This is a genomic window from Mycobacterium sp. NTMscope_Eco_3, assembly GCF_976985685.1.
On record NZ_CDRJYZ010000001.1, the window covers coordinates 4,072,457 to 4,089,128 of the forward strand.

At 67.9% G+C, this 16,672-nt stretch carries 13 protein-coding genes and 1 pseudogene; 6 read left to right on the forward strand and 8 right to left on the reverse strand.

What is annotated here, in order from left to right:
• Positions 1–26 precede the first annotated feature (26 nt).
• From AC0KTM_RS18785 to AC0KTM_RS18795, 3 genes are all read left to right on the forward strand, one after another.
• Positions 27–716: a PAS and ANTAR domain-containing protein gene (locus AC0KTM_RS18785; RefSeq protein ID WP_225326354.1), complete on the forward strand. Its 690-nt coding sequence runs from the start codon at positions 27–29 to the stop codon at positions 714–716.
• A gap of 138 nt (positions 717–854) precedes the next feature.
• Entirely contained in the window at positions 855–2,012 is a 1,158-nt protein-coding gene (gene macS / locus AC0KTM_RS18790; RefSeq protein ID WP_225326353.1) for a MacS family sensor histidine kinase, read from the forward strand.
• Positions 2,005–2,670, forward strand: coding sequence for a response regulator (locus AC0KTM_RS18795; protein WP_238956647.1), 666 nt, complete (start codon positions 2,005–2,007; stop codon positions 2,668–2,670). The genes macS and AC0KTM_RS18795 overlap by 8 nt, the downstream gene beginning before the upstream one ends.
• Here the strand turns inward: AC0KTM_RS18795 and AC0KTM_RS18800 are convergent.
• From AC0KTM_RS18800 to AC0KTM_RS18810, 3 genes and pseudogenes are all read right to left on the reverse strand, one after another.
• A pseudogene (locus tag AC0KTM_RS18800) lies at positions 2,634–3,982 on the reverse strand (acyltransferase family protein). The gene AC0KTM_RS18795 and the pseudogene AC0KTM_RS18800 overlap by 37 nt on opposite strands.
• Positions 3,983–4,109: 127 nt before the next feature.
• On the reverse strand, positions 4,110–4,400 hold the full coding sequence (locus tag AC0KTM_RS18805) for a YiaA/YiaB family inner membrane protein (protein ID WP_225326350.1): 291 nt from the start codon (positions 4,398–4,400) through the stop codon (positions 4,110–4,112).
• Between the two features lie 48 nt (positions 4,401–4,448).
• Positions 4,449–5,729 (reverse strand): hypothetical protein, encoded by a 1,281-nt coding sequence (locus AC0KTM_RS18810; RefSeq protein ID WP_472416375.1) that lies wholly within the window; start codon positions 5,727–5,729, stop codon positions 4,449–4,451.
• Positions 5,730–5,824: 95 nt separating this feature from the next.
• Between AC0KTM_RS18810 and AC0KTM_RS18815 the strand changes: the two genes are divergently transcribed.
• The gene (locus AC0KTM_RS18815; RefSeq protein ID WP_238956649.1) at positions 5,825–6,883 is read left to right on the forward strand and encodes a hypothetical protein; all 1,059 of its coding nucleotides are present in this window, start codon (positions 5,825–5,827) and stop codon (positions 6,881–6,883) included.
• A gap of 14 nt (positions 6,884–6,897) precedes the next feature.
• Here AC0KTM_RS18815 and AC0KTM_RS18820 read toward each other — a convergent pair whose 3' ends face one another.
• The 5 genes from AC0KTM_RS18820 to AC0KTM_RS18840 all read right to left on the reverse strand — a co-directional run bounded on the left by AC0KTM_RS18820 (position 6,898) and on the right by AC0KTM_RS18840 (position 14,574).
• Positions 6,898–7,974 (reverse strand): PDR/VanB family oxidoreductase, encoded by a 1,077-nt coding sequence (locus AC0KTM_RS18820; protein WP_472416377.1) that lies wholly within the window; start codon positions 7,972–7,974, stop codon positions 6,898–6,900.
• Between the two features lie 8 nt (positions 7,975–7,982).
• On the reverse strand, positions 7,983–8,906 hold the full coding sequence (locus tag AC0KTM_RS18825; protein ID WP_472416379.1) for an alpha/beta fold hydrolase: 924 nt from the start codon (positions 8,904–8,906) through the stop codon (positions 7,983–7,985).
• Positions 8,907–8,923: 17 nt separating this feature from the next.
• Positions 8,924–9,832, reverse strand: a complete 909-nt coding sequence (locus tag AC0KTM_RS18830) for a metal-dependent hydrolase (RefSeq protein ID WP_225326570.1) — start codon at positions 9,830–9,832, stop codon at positions 8,924–8,926.
• Between the two features lie 20 nt (positions 9,833–9,852).
• Complete coding sequence (locus tag AC0KTM_RS18835) at positions 9,853–13,101, reverse strand: thioester reductase domain-containing protein (RefSeq protein WP_225326345.1); 3,249 nt, start codon at positions 13,099–13,101, stop codon at positions 9,853–9,855.
• 441 nt (positions 13,102–13,542) lie between these two features.
• On the reverse strand, positions 13,543–14,574 hold the full coding sequence (locus AC0KTM_RS18840) for a diacylglycerol/lipid kinase family protein (RefSeq protein ID WP_225326344.1): 1,032 nt from the start codon (positions 14,572–14,574) through the stop codon (positions 13,543–13,545).
• Positions 14,575–14,760: 186 nt separating this feature from the next.
• On the opposite strand from AC0KTM_RS18840, the gene AC0KTM_RS18845 reads away from it, so the two are divergent.
• Positions 14,761–15,642: an oxidoreductase gene (locus AC0KTM_RS18845; protein WP_225326343.1), complete on the forward strand. Its 882-nt coding sequence runs from the start codon at positions 14,761–14,763 to the stop codon at positions 15,640–15,642.
• A gap of 105 nt (positions 15,643–15,747) precedes the next feature.
• Positions 15,748–16,668, forward strand: coding sequence for a DMT family transporter (locus AC0KTM_RS18850; protein WP_225326342.1), 921 nt, complete (start codon positions 15,748–15,750; stop codon positions 16,666–16,668).
• Positions 16,669–16,672 lie beyond the last annotated feature (4 nt).

Here is a 16,672-nt window from a genome sequence, read left to right on the forward strand (position 1 = left end):
CTGCGTGCACCGAGCTAGGAGCCACCGTGGAAGCGACATGGGAACTCAACGGCGAAACGGCCAGCGTCGAGCAGGCCTTGTCCGGCGGCGACGCCCAACCCGCGGGCTGGTTTCGGTTCTACTTCACCGATCAGCGGTGGGAATGGTCGGAACAGGTGCAGCGGATGCACGGCTACGAGCCGGGCAGCGTCGTTCCCACCACCGAGCTGGTGCTCTCACACAAGCATCCCGATGACCGCGGACAGGTCGCGGCGACCATCGATCAGCTCGTGAACACCCGCCAGGCGTTCAGCACCCGCCACCGGATCATCGACACCGCCGGCAACGTACGCCAGGTCGTCGTGGTCGGCGATCGGCTCTACGACGACGACGGCGGCGTGATCGGAACGCACGGGTTCTACATCGACATCTCCGCGCCGAACGGGCACGTGAACGAGGAGGCCGTCAGCGCGAAACTCGCTGAGATCAACGAGAATCGGGCCGGCATCGAACGCGCCAAGGGAATGCTGATGCTGGTCTACGGCCTCAGCGACAGCGCGGCCTTCGAGTTGCTCAGATGGCTGTCGCAGGAGGCGAACGTCAAGTTGCGGACGCTCGCCGAGCAGATCGCTCAGGACTTCCGCGGCGCCGGCCTGCCGCTCAACACCCAATCGGAATTCGACCACCTGCTCCTGACCGCGCACCGCCGCGTCCGTCCCGCCGACAAGCGTCAGTAAGGAGCTGCAGGGCAAGGCAATTCGTTGTCAGGGATCGCGCAGCGGAGCGATCCAGTGCACCCGGGTGCCGCCCTCCCTCTCGCGGCGCCGTCTAGGTCTCCACGATCGCGCCGTCGGTTCGTCGGCGCGAGGCCATTTATGCTGATCACGATGCCGAACCAGGATCCCGATCCCACGACGCCGCTGTGGCGCGCAGCGCAGGTTTTCCGGCTGCTGAGTTGCGTTTATGCCGCCGGCTTTCAAATCGGGATCAATCCCGATCTGCGCCGACCCGCGCTGGGGTGGATCCTGTTCGCGCTCCTGATCGGCTGGAGCGCGGCGTGTGCCGTCGGCTACCTGCGGGGGTTCGGCCGAAGACCGTCCTGGGTGCTCGCCGAGATCGTGATCGCGGTCTTGCTCATGTGGTCGAACACCGTCGTCGCGACGCCGCACTGGGCGGCCGAGAACCAGACCTGGCCGACGACGTTGTGGGCGAGCAATCCCACGATTTCCGCCGCGATCCAGTTCGGCCCCGGCGGGGGGATGCTCACAGGTCTGGCGGTGATGGCCACCAATTTCGCGGTCAAGGACTACCTCGCCCTTAACCTGGGGCACAACGCCACCGTCATCATCGAGCTGGCCATCGGCATGGCGATCGGTATGGCCGCGCAGACCGCTCGACGTGCGCACGCCGAACTGCAACGGGCGGCCCGGTTGAGCGCCGCGGTGCAAGAACGCGAGCGGCTGTCCCGCGAGGTGCACGACGGCGCCATCCAGGTGCTGGCGCTGGTCGCCAAAAAGGGCCATGAAATCGGCGGCGCGACAGCGGAACTCGCCGACCTGGCGAGCGAGCAAGAGCGTGCGCTGCGCCGGTGGGTGGCGTGCGCCGACCTGGATCCGGAGGCCGACGGCGCGACGATCGATCTGCGCACGCTGCTGCGTTGCCGGGCGTCCGACCGGGTGTCGATCAGCCTGCCGGCGACTCCGGTGTCGCTGGGGCGCCGGGTAGGGACCGAGCTCGACGCCGCGGTGGGCAATGCGCTGGACAACGCCGGGGCCCATGCGGGCCCGGAGGCGCGCGCGTACGTACTCGTGGAGGACCTCGGCGATTCCGTCGTAGTCAGTGTGCGCGACGACGGCGTGGGCATCGCCGACGGTCGACTCGAGGAAGCGGCGCGTCAGGGACGCCTGGGCGTCTCCCAGTCGATCGTGGGGCGGTTGACGTCGCTGGGCGGCACCGCGCAACTGCGCAGCGCCCCTGGCGAGGGGACCGAGTGGGAGTTGTGCGTGCCGCGCGGGGAGGGACGGCATGGCTGAGGATGTGACGCCGGCGACGGTGATGGTGGTCGACGACCATCCCATCTGGCGTGACGCGGTCGCGCGCGACCTGGCCGAGGGCGGATTCACCGTGGTGGCCACGGCCGATGGGGTGGCCGCCGCGGGGCGGCGGGCGGGCGTGGTCAAACCCGACGTGGTGGTGATGGATATGCAACTGCCCGACGGGAATGGCGCACAGGCCACCGCCGCGGTGCTCGCGGTGTCGCCGTCGACGCGGGTGCTGGTGCTGTCGGCCTCCGACGAACGTGACGACGTCTTGGAGGCCGTCAAAGCTGGTGCGACGGGATATCTGGTCAAGAGCGCCTCGAAACCCGAACTGGCACAGGCTGTGACGGCGACGGCCGCGGGCCGGGCCGTGTTCACCCCGGGCCTGGCCGGACTGGTGTTGGGTGAATACCGGCGTATCGCGCAAAGCAAGGACGACGGCCCCGCCCGTCCCAGCCTGACCGAACGCGAGACGGAGGTGTTACGCTACGTCGCAAAAGGGCTGTCCGCCAAGCAGATCGCCGCCCGGCTGTCGTTGAGCCACCGCACGGTCGAAAACCACGTGCAGGCGACATTTCGAAAGCTTCAGGTCGCGAACCGGGTGGAATTGGCGCGCTATGCGATCGAGCATGGCCTGGACTCCGAACCGTGACCCGCTTTTAGCGGGGTGCCCCGCCGGTCTCGTGGGCCATCGCCCGCGCGGCGACGAGTGCGGCCACGACCACGGCCATGCACACCAGCCCGTCGTCCTTGAGGCCCCACCTGATCGCGGCCAGGATCGCGACACCGGCCACGCACAGCAGCGCGCCGACGACCGCGCCCCGCCCGCGCGAGGTGACGGTCCCGGCGCCGTCCCAGCCGGCCAGCGGGTTGTTTTCGAGCGGCCGCAACGCGACGAACAGCACGGCCACTGCGAGGACCACGATGACCACCTGCGCGACGCTGATGGCGAGGAAGTCCGGCTGGCCCGGAAACCGCGGGCAGTCAAGGTAACCGAAGAGCAGATGCACGCCCAGCAGCACCGGCATGTGCCACAGGTAGAGGGTCATCGCCCCGGAGTTGCCGATTGCGGTCCACCACCACACCCGTGGCCGCTGCGCCCAGCGCGCGATCGCCGGTGCGCCCGCGATCGCCAAGGCGCTCAAGATGATTGCGTGCCCCGCCAACAGCAGCGACGGCGGGCTGGTGTTGGAGAGGTGGTGATCCCCGGTGCCGACCATGCTGATCTGGTACGGACCCCAGCGCACCAGTGCGACGTCGACGGCGAAGAAGGCGCCGGCCACGGCCAGCGCGGCGCGACCGCTGAGTAGCCGGCGGCGGTAGGCGACCCCGAACATGGCGGGGATGAGCCAGACGGCGAGGTTGAGGTAGCCCAGGGGCATCGCCGCCGGCCAGTGCAGCCGGATCAGGTCGATCACCGCGATCGCTCCGTAGACCGCGGCCACCCCCGCGGCGAGGCGCCGCGCCGTGGTGATGCGATACAGCATCGGCATGGCGGCCAGCACCAGGACGTAGGCGCCCAGGAACCACAGCAGCTGCGTGCTGACGCCGGCAATCGGCTCGTAAATATGTTGGGGCAGCGCCCGATACAGCACGGTCAGTGCGACCGCCCAGAATGCCAGGTAGTAGAACACCGGCCGGAACAGCCTGGTGCAGCGTTTCATCAGCCAGTCTCCCCAGTTGGTGCCCGGGGACCAGGAGGACAGGCAGGCCGCGGCGCCGGCGAAGAAGAACAGCGGCATGATCTGAAGCAGCCAGGTCGCTACCTGGAACAGCGTCGAAGTGGTGAGCAGGTTATCCCAGATCAGGACATGGTTTTCGATGACGCTGATGGCCATCACGGTATGGCCGAGCACCACACCGATCAGGGAGGTGATGCGGATGACGTCCAGGACGCGATCACGGTCGGCCGGCGTGCGCACGGCCACCTCGGCGGCGTCGGGAAATCTCGCGAGAGTTGTCATGGGTGTCCTTCTGTGAATAGGGATAGAAGTGTTGCGGCGGAGTCGAAGTCGTGCGATGAAAGAAGCGTTGCCGAGCAGGCCGCCCAGGGCCTGCGCAGTTCTACGCGTTGAGCCTGAGTAGTACTACTCAGCTCGCGGCGCCCAGCGGGTCGTAGTCGGCCAGCAGCCTCTCGATGCGGGCTTCATCGAGTCGGACCCGAACGGTCGCGGCTTCCTGGTGGTCACGGATGACCTTGGCCAGCGTGAACGCGCTCGATACCAGGAAGAGGAAGGTGATGCCGAGGAACAGTCGTTGCCACGCGTCAAGGGGAAGAAAGTAAATCCCGGCCAGCGCGGTCACAAAGCTGATCGCGAAGGCGACGGCGGCCTGAACGAAGAAGGCGGCGGTGGTTTTTGACATGCTGTTGGGAACGGTCATGCCAATAAGCCTGCGACGGCGCACCCTTGGTGGGATCCGTAAGACTACTCAGATTTGGCCGGGCACCCCTGGCGCCCTCGACAGCGACGCCACGGCCAACGCGGCGCACACCCCGAGCATTGCGACAATCACCGTCGCCACCTCCACCACACCGAGGTGGGCATCCACCACCGGTTTGACCACGGCCACCACTGCCAGCGCGGGCATGATCAGCCGCACCCACCAGGCCACGACGCTGTCACCGGGAATTCGTGAATTGGCCTCTGCGACGGCGACATACAACACAACCAGCAATAGCGCCGCCGCGCCGAAAACGACCGCGGCGACCGCGCGAGCCCCGTGCGCGGACAAGACGGCCGCCATCGCCGCGACAAGCACTGCCACCGCCACTCGCAGGCCAGTATTCGGCGTTGCCTCACCAGTGGCCGCCAGGCCAACGGCGACGCGCACCACCGCCCACCCCGAAGCCAACGCGGCCGCCGTCGCCAACGTGACGCCGGCGACGGCCATCCACATCCAACCGGCATCGGCGTAGAACTCCGGAACAGCCTCGGACAGAAATTTGGCGCTCCACCGCCACGGCCCCGCGACACCCTGATGGTCGGCCACCCACAACACCACAGCCGCCCCGGCCATCACCGCGACCGCCAGCGACATCGACCGGCCCGGCCTGCCGATGCGCGCGCCGCGGACCGTGACGAGCTCGACGCCCACCATCCCCAGACCGAAGCCGACGAGTTGGTCGGACAGCTGGTGCGGCGTTGCGGCCGTACCGATGACGACCGCGTCACTGCCCGCGGCGACGCGGGCGGCGACCGCCACGGCGAGGTAGACGCACACGAGCAAACCCGCGACCACGAGCGGCGCCACCACCGAGGCGACGGCCCGGGTCGACGCCCAGCAGACGACGGCACCGACGACGATCGCGGCCACCAGTGCGCCAACCGGCAACCACGAAACAACCTTGGCGGGGTCGTCACCGGATGAAACGTCCACCAGCACAACCGCTCCGAGCGTGATGGCGAACTTGGCCGCCAAGGCGAGGTAGGCAAGCAGCTGAATGGCGCCCGCAGCGAACCCAGCCCTGGGGCCCAGCGTGGCGCCGATCAATTCGGCGGTACTGCGCGCGTGCGGGGCGTACGCGCGCAGTCGCGTCAAGGCATAGATCACCGGAATCACGATCACCGCCCCGAGCAGCGCGCCCAACCCATCCGCCGCCGCAGACGCGATCACGGCCATGCTCAGGCCGGCCGCTCGCCACGTCCCCAGCAGCGGACCCTGCGGCCCAGATTCCGGCTGCGCCGGCGGGCGCAACGATTTCTTCGGCATTGGCTAAGCATGACGCAGCGCCGCGCAATCGAACACCGAACACCAACGCGTTCCGATACGTTGGTAGCCCAGGGTCGAGGTAGGTGGGGCTCAATATGTCTGACACGGTGAAGGTGACCGTCGACCGGGACTCGGTCGCCATGGGCGACGATGTCGACTCCCATCGCGAGTTCTGGGTCTATCCCGCCTCGGCGACCATCGATGACCTGCTGATCGAGATTTCTACCCACTATGTACCGGGAATCGCCGGGCCGGCCGGGTGGTGCGTGTTTCTGGACAACGACGACCGATCGCGCCACCGGGAAATCGGCCTCATCTATAGCCGGGATGACCTCGGCCAGCGGGATCACATCTGCAGGTTGTTGCCCGGAAAAACGACGGTGAGCGATTTGGCAAAACGCGTGGGGTGCCCGGAATTGGGTGTCTATGCGTCCTACCTGACCTTCGACGAAGCGCGACCCTGGAGTCTCGACGAGGTTGAAGGATGCTCCACGTTCACTGGGTGCCGGCCCACCAAGCTGGAATCCGAGGCCGCCGCCGACGCCAACCGCGACTGGGTGCTGATGCGCGAGCTGGACCGACTCGCGCGGAGCGTCGCCGGGGCGCGCCGCGACTGGGTTCGGGCCAATCTGCTTGCGGCGCCGCCGCCGTGGATCGACATCTTCATCGCACGCAACTTCCACTACCTGACCGAATTGCACTGCCCGGCCAGCATGTCAATAGCCGCAAAGCTCCTCGGCGTCGACGGATCCCGGAGCGAGGACTTGGCGGCGCTGGCCCATGCCGACGCGCGCCCCAACGTCGTGACGCTCGCGATGGTGCTGGCCGCCTTCGAATGGGGAACCCAACGCGGCACGTGGCGGGAGGGGGAACGGGCACATTGCAAGGCCTACCTGGAGTTGCTCGCCCATTGCGGCTACCGGCTCTCGCCGATCGAACAGGTCATGGCCGGCCACATCAGCGTCGAGCAGCTCAAATTCGGCGCGGCAGACGCCGCCAGGCTCGATCGGATCCGCCAACTTCGGGACCAGCAATACCAGCTCCGCATGAGCCGCTACTACGCCAAGACCCTCACCGACGAGCAATATCAGGCCGCCATTGGACCCGTGCATGCCGAACTTTCCAGCCTGGGAGAGCTTCCCGGCCCCATGTAGGCGATTCGAAACGGTCAGGCGTCGATGACCACACGCCCGTTTTTCGCCCGGGACACGCAGACCAGCATCTCGTCGTCCCCCTCGGCGGCGCTACCCCGCCGATCGACCTGTCCGGCAAGCACTTTCACCTTGCAGGTGCCGCAGAAGCCTTGCTGGCAGGAATAGGCCGTCGTCGAGTCGCGGTCGAGCATGACGTCCAGCGCCGAACGGTTGGCCGGCACCGTGAGCACCCGCCGCGAACGCGCCAGTTCCAGTTCGAAGGGGACGCCGTCGATCACCGGCGGCGGCCCGAAACGTTCGTAGTGCAGCGGCGCGCCGGCGTGCTCGTCACGCACGGTGCGCACCGATTCCAGCAGCGCCGTGGGGCCACACACGTAGACGGCGGTCGTCGGCCCGGCGTCGGCGAGCAGGTCCGCCGCGGTGGGGATCCGGCCGCGCTCGTCGTCGGCCCACACCGTGACCCGGTCCGGCGCGACCGCCACTACTTCGTCGAGCAGCGGCATGTAGTCCCGGCTGCGCCCGGCATAGACGGCGCGCCAAGCGATTCCGTGCTGCTGCGCGGTCTGGATCATCGGCAGGATGGGCGTCACCCCGATGCCGCCGATCACGAACAACACCTCATGCTCGTCGGTGACGAGATAGAACGCGTTGCGGGGCCCTTCGAACTCGAGCGGGTCCCCCACGGTGAAGGTGTCGTGCATCTCGATCGAGCCACCGCCGCCGTCGGCAATGCGGCGCACGGCGATGCGATAGTCGGTGCGCCGCCCGGGTGGCCCGCACAGCGAATACTGCCGGCGCCGGCCCGACGGGAGCCGAACGTCGATGTGCGCGCCGGGTGTCCAGGACGGCAACAACCCACCGTCCGGGTCGGCCAGCGTCAACGCGACCACATCGGGCGTCAGTTCCTCACGTTTGGTGACTACCGCGGTGGTGGTCCGCTGCACGGGCTGTACCCGGGAGGGCGTCCACCGCGACGCCGACGCCATGCCCCCGAACAGCGTGCCGACCCCGTACAACGCCGTGTACATCCGGTCGCGTTTGCGCCGGCCGTAGAGGTCGGCCGGAATGCTATCCCAAATAGCCCGTGTCACAGCCGTTCTCACGCCCGCCCCATTTCGCGGCGGCCCGCACTCTCCGACGTCAGATTGACCCACTCGCCGGTGAACCCGGCGATGACGTCGGGATGGGAGGTGACCACCCAATGGCCACCCTCGATCGGGACGATCCTGCCGCGGTCGGGAATAGAGCCGGTAAACCGTTGCAGGGCGGGCGATACGAAATAGTCCCGCCGCGCGACGAGCACCTGCACCGGCACCCGGGTCTGCGGCAACTGCCGCACCGGGACGAAGAACGGCGCCGGCATGTTCGCCCGGTACAGGTTCAGCCCGTTGAGGTAGTCCTCGATCGAGCGGGTCGTGGCCGCGCGTTGCCGATCGCTGCTGCGCCCGCGGCCGATACGTTCCACCGCGGCAAAGACTTTCACGGTCGCCCGCGACCGGATCGCCAGCTCCGGCACACCCGGGCACAGGAAGAACCAGATGTAGGAGGAGGCCAGGGCCTGCTTGACGACGTCGAAAACGGCGCGCGGTGTGCGCGGAGACCGCAGGAACCTGCCCGCATAGTTCAGGTGCGGCCCGGAGATCGACGTGAACGAGGCGACCTTGGCCATCACCGAGTCGTCGGTGACCGCCGCCCAGCCCTGGATCGAACCCCAGTCGTGGGCCAACAGGTGAACCTGGCCCACCCCGAGACTGTCGATCACCGCGCCGACATCGGAAACCAGCTGCGGCAGAACGTAACCCGATCGCCCCGTCGGCCTCGACGATTCGCCGGACCCGCGCACGTCATAGGCCACCACGTTGAACCGGTCGGCGAGTTCGTGTGCGACGCCGTCCCACACGCGGTGGTTATCCGGGTAGCCGTGGATCGCCAGAACGGTGGGCCGCCGCGGGTCGATCTCGGTATAGGCGTGGACCGCCAAGGAAACCCCGTCGGAGGCGATCACGGTGCTGGACTGAGTCATCCCGAACGCTCCCGTATTCAGTGCGACGCTCGGGCGGCGGGCGAGCGGGCCAAATAGTCGACCGCGCGTCCCACCCCGCCCAGCTGGGACGGATGGAAACTCGGCGTGTAATAGGCGCCGATGACCCGCAGGAACTGGAATGGCCCCGGCACCAAGCCCCTTCGGGCCGCGCGGAAATAGTCGCGCCAGCGCGGTTTGGTCCCCGGCGGCAGATAGGGGTCGACCGAATACATGAATCGCACGCCGCGGATGAACAGCCACAGCAGCGCGGGCGTCACCAGCAGCTGGGTGCGCACCTGCCGCCAGTACCCGGCGCGCAGATGCTTCATGGTGTCGAACGCGACGGCCTTGTGCTCGACCTCCTCCGCGCCGTGCCAGCGCAGCAAGTCCAGCATCACCGGATCGGTGCCCAGGGCGTCGTGCTGGGGGGTATCCAGGATCCACTCGCCCAGGATCGCGGTGTAGTGCTCGAGCGCCGCCACCATCGAGACCCGTTCGAGCAACCAGCTCTGCCGCCGGCGCCGGCTCCAGTGCGGGCGGTCACCGATGAGTTGGCCGAACAGCCAACGCATCTGGTCGGTGAACGGTGTGACGTCGATGTCGTTGGCCGCGAAGTGCCCGAGCACCCCGGCGTGCGCCTGCGAATGCATGGCCTCCTGGCTGACGAATCCCTGCACGTCGCGCCGCAATTGATCGTCTTTGATCAGCGGCAGGGTGTCCTTGAACGCGTCGACGATGAACTCCTCACCCGCCGGCAGCAGCAGGTGCAGCACGTTGCAGAAGTGGGTGGTGAAGGGCTCGTTCGGCACGTAATAGAACGGGAGCGTCGACCAATCGAAGTCGACGTCACGCGCCTGCAGGACGATGCGCTCGTGATCGAGCGAGGCGTCATGCGGGCCCGCCGCCTTGTCGTCGACGGTGAACATCGTTGCCATCCCTTTCCGTGCTAGGCGCTGCGTTGCGCCTCATCCTCTACCTCAGTGATCAGACGCTCGCTGCGCAAGAACCGGACGAGGTAATCGACCGTCTCGGTCAGGGCCGGCTCGCGCAGGCGGACCGTGGCGAGCCCCCGCCGGTGCCGGTACTGGGTGTTGTCGTAGCGCTTGTCGCGCATCGCCGCGATCTTGCCCGCCGACCGCGTGAGGAAGTCAACCAGCGGATACATCTGGTCGTTCGGCGTGCAGCGGCGGTCCAGCTGCTCGGCGAACGACGGAATGTCGTGGTAGTCAAAGCGATACCCGTAGCGTTCGGACAGGATCCGGGTGATGTCGGTCAGGTTGTAGTAGTCGTCGGCCGTCATATTGAAAACACTGCCCGACTCGTCCGGGAGATCCATCAGCGCGACGATGTGGTCCGCGATCAGGTCCGCCGGCAGCAGGCTGATCTGGTTGAGCGCGTTGACGGCCAGGCCGTGCTCGATCATGAACGCCGTGAGGCGCACCAGGATGTCGTCCTGGCTGCCGAAGCCCGCCCGGGTCGGAGAGATCAGCGAGGGCCGGTAGATGCGGACGTCGAGCCCTTTGCGCTGCGCGGCCAGCGCCAGCTGCTCGCCGACCCACTTGGTTTGCGAGTAGCCGAAGTCCAGCCCGGCCATCTTCTCGTTCGCGTCCCACTCCCCGACCACCGGCTCGGTGCTCCAGCCGTAGATGAAGGTGCTCGAGACCAGGTGGAAAGTCTTGCGGTGGGCGGTCATCGCCAGCCGCAACAGCTCGCGGGTGCCCTCCACGTTGGCGGGCCGCAGGGCGTCGTAGGTCCGCACGTAGTTGACCAGGGCGCCGTTGTGCACGACGGCGTCGACGTCCTCGGCGAGTTGCTGGAAGGCCGCCTCCCCGATGCCCAGCGCGGGCTCGGCGAGATCGCCACAGATCACCCGCACCCGCGCCCGGACCTCGGCCTCCAGCGCCGGCGTCCAGAGCTGAGCGCGGCGCAGCGACGCGACGATGCGGTCCAAGCCGTGCGCCGCGTCCGTGGCGCGCACCAGTGCGTGCACCTTGTAGGACGTCCTGCCGAGCAGGCTGCCCACCAGGAACGGCCCCAGGAACCCGGTCGCGCCGGTCAGCAGGATGTCGGTGGGCGCACCCGCCCGCGCCGGTGCCGGCTCCGGCAGCGGCAGGGCGGCGTCGGCGCGCATCTGGGCGGTCTCGTATGCCTCGTAGTCGGCGGAGATCTGGTCCAGCGCCCGGCGCAGGGCGTCCAGCGGCTGCCCGGATCCCTCCCCGAATTGCCGCATCAGCCCGAAGAATTCGGCCACCGTCAGCCGCTGCAGCAGGCGCGTGTTGACCTCTTCGGCGAGCTCGCCCGCGCCGTGCTCCTCCAGCACGGCCTGCAGGTCGGTGCGCAGTTCGGCCAGCGCCAGCGAATCGATGCCGAGGTCGGCGAACGAGCAGTCCTCGTCGCCGGTGAGGTCGTAGCTCTCGATGAGATTGCGGAACCGCTCCAGCGGGCCCGCACCGACCTCCAGACCCTCGTGGGCCCGGGTGACCGCCGGGTTGACCCAACTAGTGAACGCGGGCAGCGTGCCGTCCAGCCACAGCTGGCGGGTCCGCGCGCGCCGGATCTTGCCCGAGGTGGTCTTGGGGATGCTGCGCGGCGGCGCGAACACGATGGTGTGCGGATCGACGTGGCAGTGCCGCCGGATGGCGCGGGCCAGGGCCTTCGCGTCGGGCAGGTTGTGCTCGTCTCGCACCTCGGCGACCACGACCAACGCCTCCTGCTCGTCGCGCTCGACCGACAGCGCGGCGACGCACCCGCTGCGGACGTGCGCGTCCGAGCGTTCGACGATGGCTTCGATGTCGGAGGGGTAGCAGTTGACACCGCGCACGATGATCAGATCCTTGCTGCGGCCGCAGACGAACAGCTCGCCCTCGTAGAGGAAGCCGAGATCGCCGGTGCGCAGGTAGGTGTGTTCGTCATCGCCGGCTATGCGGGCGCCGAACATCTCCGCGGTGAGCTCCGGGCGGTTCCAGTAGCCGCCGCCCTTGGAGGGCCCGTCCAGCCAGACTTCGCCGACCCGGCCCTCGCCCAGCGCCTTTCGCGATTCGGGTTCGACGATGCGAACCAGCGTGTCGTCGATGGGCTTGCCGCAGCTGACCAACGGCACCTGATTGCTGTTCTCCGGCAACGCCTTTTCGACCCGCGCGACATTCTTTTCCAGCCCCCGCTTGTTCACCGCGATGGTCTGGCGCCCCCGGATCGACACGATCAGCGTGGACTCGGCCATGCCGTAAGCGCCCGTCAGCGCTTCGGGCCGCAGGCCATAGTCGGCGAACCGCTGCCGGAATTGGTCGAAGGTGTTGGCCCGCAACGGTTCCGCCCCCACGACGATGCACTCGAGGCTGCTCAGGTCGACACCGGCGAGCTCGGCGGCGGGCAGCTTGTCCTCACGCAGGCAGTATTCGAGCGCGAAGTTCGGTCCCGGCGTGTGTGTGGCGCGGACGTCGCTGATGAGCCGAAGCCACGACGAGGGCCGTGCGAGGAAGTCCAACGGCGACATCGCATGGGTGGACCCACCCAGCAGCAGGATGAACATGTAGGCCGAGATCAGGCCCATGTCGTGATGCTGCGGAAGCCACGAGGCCAGCACCACGTCGCCGGTGAAGGCGGACCCGTTGGCAATCACGTTGGCGTGGCTGACGATGACGCCCTTGGGGTCGTTCGTCGAGCCCGACGTGTATTGCAGGAAGAGCACGTCCCCCGGGGTGTCCGCCACCGGGGCGCCGCCGAACTCTTGGGCACCGTCGGTGGCGAACCAGGGCAGCTCGGGCAGGGCGGCGTCGGACCAGCCCTGCCCACCGTGCCGCTGGCCGAGCAGCAGCCGGAAGTCGTACTCGAACTGCTTCGTCGACAGCACGGCCCTGGCGCCGCAATCCCGCGCGATGAAGCTGAGCTTGGCCAGCCCGGAATCGAACGACATGGGCAGCGGAGGGCTGACCGGAACGGCGATCACCCCGATGCGCGCGCAGGCATACAGCGCCGCGATCATCTCCAGGCCGGGGGGGTAGACGAGCAACGCCCGCTCACCCGCCTTGAGGCCGGCCTCTTTGGAGAGGTAGGCGGCCAGCTCGCGGGTACGGTCGGCGAAGCCCTGATAGGTGTAGTGCTCGAGTTCGCGCCCGTCGACGTCGACGAAGCGGAAAAGGGTCTGGTCCGGCTTCAGCGCTTCCCACTTGTGCAGGTAATCGATCAGCGTCTCCATCGTAGGAGCGACCCCCTTCCGGTTCGGGCTGAGCCCGGGAACGACTTCCGTCATGAATATAAAACCAATGTAGCGCCGCCGACCGGTGAAGAGCAAAACATTCAGCGCCATTAATGGGCTATGCACAACACATTCACAGCTCTGGCTTAAGCGGCGAAATTAATTCCGCAAATGCTGATCTGCGACGATACGGACTTCAGTATCTCAGTGGTCAGCGACCTGGCGTTATTGCCCGAACAGGCTCCTCAGATACTGACCTACGGATGTACTAATTCGCGTAATTCAGATGCCTATAGTGCGGGCCGTAATAGTCTTTCATCCGCTTGGCCGAGGCGTCAATTCGCAAAGCCATAAAAGCATTTCCGGGGTCGGATTTACCGGGCCTTTTACGCGCGCCGCACGGTGTCGGAACCGGATTGCGGAACTATGACGTGGCGTGCGTCACGACGCCGTCGCGCTGCGCGCCCGGGCGATGCTGGACGGCGCGACCTGCGCGATGCGGATCCGCGGCCCCGCCCGGGCCACGAGCTTCACGATGCCCAGGAAGCGCTCCCCATCGATGATGGGCGACAGCGGCTCGCCCTCGGCTTCGATGATCATCTCGTGGCCGTTGACGTCGCGCAGCCCCTTGCCACGGAGCATGCCGTTGGTGAGGGCGGTGGGAAGCTGCGCTACGATTCTCGAGGGCCGTAGGTATCCGGCCTGAAAGTGCAGCGCGCCGGGTTCGGCCGCCTTCGGGAACAACCGCAGGGGGCCACCGATGCGCAGGTCGATCGCGCCCGCGTGCAGCAGGCTGTGCGTGCGAGACGGGACCTCGTCGCCGTCGATGACGACGCGGGCGCTCGTCGGGGTAAACAGGATCGACGCGTAGTTCGGGGTCTTCACCCGGCTCGGGGCGACCTTGGACGTGATGTAGTCGCCGAAGCTGCGGGCGATCACCCGCGCGACGGCCAGCCGACCGTGGTCGGGGGCCGCGTAGTACCGGTCATAGAAGCGGTTGCCGACACCCCCGGCGGCCAGCCCGAAGCAGAGCCGATGAAACGCCGCGCCGTCGGCGGTTTCGCCGTCGAGCACCAACGTGTCCAGGCGCACCTCGGGCGGAGGTCGATCGGCTTCGGCGGCCGCCGTCAATGCGCGGATGATCGTCTCCGGCCGGCCGCGCACCCGGGCCTTGCGCGCAACGGCGTTCACGCTGCCACCGTTGGAGGGGACGAACGCCGGCCAGCGTTCGGGGTCCGGTTCGCATTGCTCGGTTTCGTTGATCAACCAATGCAGCGCGCCGTCGCCGCCGTCGCCCACCAGGTGGGTGACGCGCGGGCCGATCCGCTTGATGGTGTCGCGGAGATCGTCGATGGATGCGGTCTCGTGCACCTCGCCCCAGGGACCGACGAGGCGACGCAGCTCGTCGATGCGATCGCGGGGAGCGGCACGATTCTTCCGCGCTTTCGGATTGACGATGACGCCTAGAAACATCCGGCGATCCCCCGCGCGTACCTGACAAAACACCGCTGTCGTGCTACCCGCGCCGGTGGGATGTCGCTGGTCATCCCAGGCACGATACCCGGGAGCACCGCCGGACCCCGAACGCGTCCTCGGCGCCACCGCGATGCCGCTCGGCCCCGCGGCGGCGTTCGCGGCTGCGTGGTTAGGGTGTCTGCCATGGCCGATTGGACCGCAGCCCAGCTGCCCTCGTTCGCCGGACGGACCATCATCATCACCGGCGCCAACGCCGGGCTGGGTGAGATCACCGCCCGCGAGTTGGTCCGGGTCGGTGGCCACGTCATCCTGGCCGTCCGCAACACCGACAAGGGTCACGCCGCGGCCGCCCGCATGGCGCGCTCGGCCGCCGGCCGGGTCGAGGTGCGCGAGCTCGATCTGCAAGATCTGGGGTCGGTGCGGCGCTTCGCCGAGGGCATCGAGAAGGTCGACATCCTGGTCAACAACGCGGGCATCATGGCCACCAAACACGCGGTGACCGTCGACGGCTTCGAGGGTCAGATCGGCACCAACCACCTCGGCCATTTCGCGCTGACCAACCTGCTGTTGCCCAAGCTGACCGACCGCGTGGTGACGGTGTCCTCGCTGATGCACCACTTCGGCTATATCAGCCTCAAAGACTTGAACTTTCGGTCCCGGCCGTATTCGGCGTGGCTGTCCTACAGCCAGTCGAAGCTGGCCAATCTGCTGTTCACCAGCGAGCTGCAACGGCGCCTGGACGGCGTCGGTTCGTCGCTGCGCGCCCTGGCCGCCCACCCCGGCTGGTCGCACACGAACCTGCAGGGCAACTCCGGGCGCAAACTCGGCGACGCGGCGGTCCTGGCGGTCGACCGCATCGTGTCCACCGACGCCGATTTCGGCGCCCGCCAGACGCTGTATGCGGTGTCGCAGGATCTGCCGGGCAACACCTTCGTCGGTCCGCGGTTCGGACTGTACGGCCGCACCCAGCCGACGTGGCGCAACTGGCCGGCCAGGCGCGCGGGCACCGCCGCCGCGCTCTGGGAGCTGTCCGAGCGGCTCACCGGAACCACATTCCCGCTCTGAGCGGGCCGGGTCTTTGCGGCCGGACAACCTCGGGCGCGCCGGTCGCCCCGGGCCGCATTAAATTGGTAGTTCAAGCGCAAGCCAGCTGGGTGAGGAGGTTATGCCATGTCCGACGTGCATCTGGCGGCCATTCTTGCCCTGTGCGCCGCGCTGGCATCTGCGATCGGCAACGTCGTGCGTCAGCGGTCCGCGCAGGAGGTCACCGACAGGCGGGTGGGCCACCTGACGTTGTTCGGCATGTTGCTGCGCGACACCCGGTGGTGGCTGGGCGGTTTGGGCGACATCGGCAGTTACCTGCTGCTGGCCGCCGCCCTCGACAAGGGCTCGGTGTTGCTGGTGATGTCGCTGCAGGTGACGGCGCTGCTGTTCGCGCTGCCGATTTACGCGCGGATGAGCCATCACCCGATCACCCGCCGGGAGTGGACCTGGGCGCTACTACTGGCGGTCGCGCTGGCGGTGCTCATCGCGATCGGAGACCCGACCGGCGGTCAGCAGCGGGCGCCGCTGCAGACGTGGCTCGTGGTGGCCGCGGTGATCGGCCCGCTGTTGCTGCTGGGCTTGTTGGGCGCCCGCATCTGGGTGGATCGTCCCGTCGCGGCGCTGCTGCTTGCGGCGGTGGCCGGCTCGCTGCTGGCGGTGTTCGCGGTCCTGATGAAGGGCGTCGTCGACATCCTCGAGCGCCACCCGGGCCAGGTGTGGCGTTCCTTCGAGCTCTACGCGCTGGTGGCCTGCGGGGTGGCCGGCATGATCTATCACCAATCGGCGTATCGGGCCGGCGCGCTCACCGCATCCCTGCCCACGATCATCGTGGCGAAGCCCGTGGTGGGCGGGATCCTCGGGATCGTCGTGCTCGGCGAGACGTTGGCGGCCAGCGGCTGGGAGTGGCTCGCCCTCGCCGCGACGGCGGTGGTGGTGATCGTCGCGACGGTGGGGCTGGCCCGCGGTGAGGCGGCGACCGTGTCGGCCGGCGCGGGGCGCGACGTGAAATCCACCGACACCAAGCTCGAGGCGGGCCTGAGCGGCTGACGGT

Bases quoted from the DNA above. Each gene is read 5' to 3' on its own strand.
- macS (WP_225326353.1), top strand. From the start codon at position 855: ATGCTGATCACGATGCCGAACCAGGATCCCGATCCCACGACGCCGCTG.
- AC0KTM_RS18795 (WP_238956647.1), top strand. From the start codon at position 2,005: ATGGCTGAGGATGTGACGCCGGCGACGGTGATGGTGGTCGACGACCAT.
- AC0KTM_RS18805 (WP_225326350.1), bottom strand. From the start codon at position 4,400: ATGACCGTTCCCAACAGCATGTCAAAAACCACCGCCGCCTTCTTCGTT.
- AC0KTM_RS18810 (WP_472416375.1), bottom strand. From the start codon at position 5,729: ATGCCGAAGAAATCGTTGCGCCCGCCGGCGCAGCCGGAATCTGGGCCG.
- AC0KTM_RS18815 (WP_238956649.1), top strand. From the start codon at position 5,825: ATGTCTGACACGGTGAAGGTGACCGTCGACCGGGACTCGGTCGCCATG.
- AC0KTM_RS18825 (WP_472416379.1), bottom strand. From the start codon at position 8,906: ATGACTCAGTCCAGCACCGTGATCGCCTCCGACGGGGTTTCCTTGGCG.
- AC0KTM_RS18830 (WP_225326570.1), bottom strand. From the start codon at position 9,832: ATGTTCACCGTCGACGACAAGGCGGCGGGCCCGCATGACGCCTCGCTC.
- AC0KTM_RS18835 (WP_225326345.1), bottom strand. From the start codon at position 13,101: ATGGAGACGCTGATCGATTACCTGCACAAGTGGGAAGCGCTGAAGCCG.
- AC0KTM_RS18840 (WP_225326344.1), bottom strand. From the start codon at position 14,574: ATGTTTCTAGGCGTCATCGTCAATCCGAAAGCGCGGAAGAATCGTGCC.
- AC0KTM_RS18845 (WP_225326343.1), top strand. From the start codon at position 14,761: ATGGCCGATTGGACCGCAGCCCAGCTGCCCTCGTTCGCCGGACGGACC.
- AC0KTM_RS18850 (WP_225326342.1), top strand. From the start codon at position 15,748: ATGTCCGACGTGCATCTGGCGGCCATTCTTGCCCTGTGCGCCGCGCTG.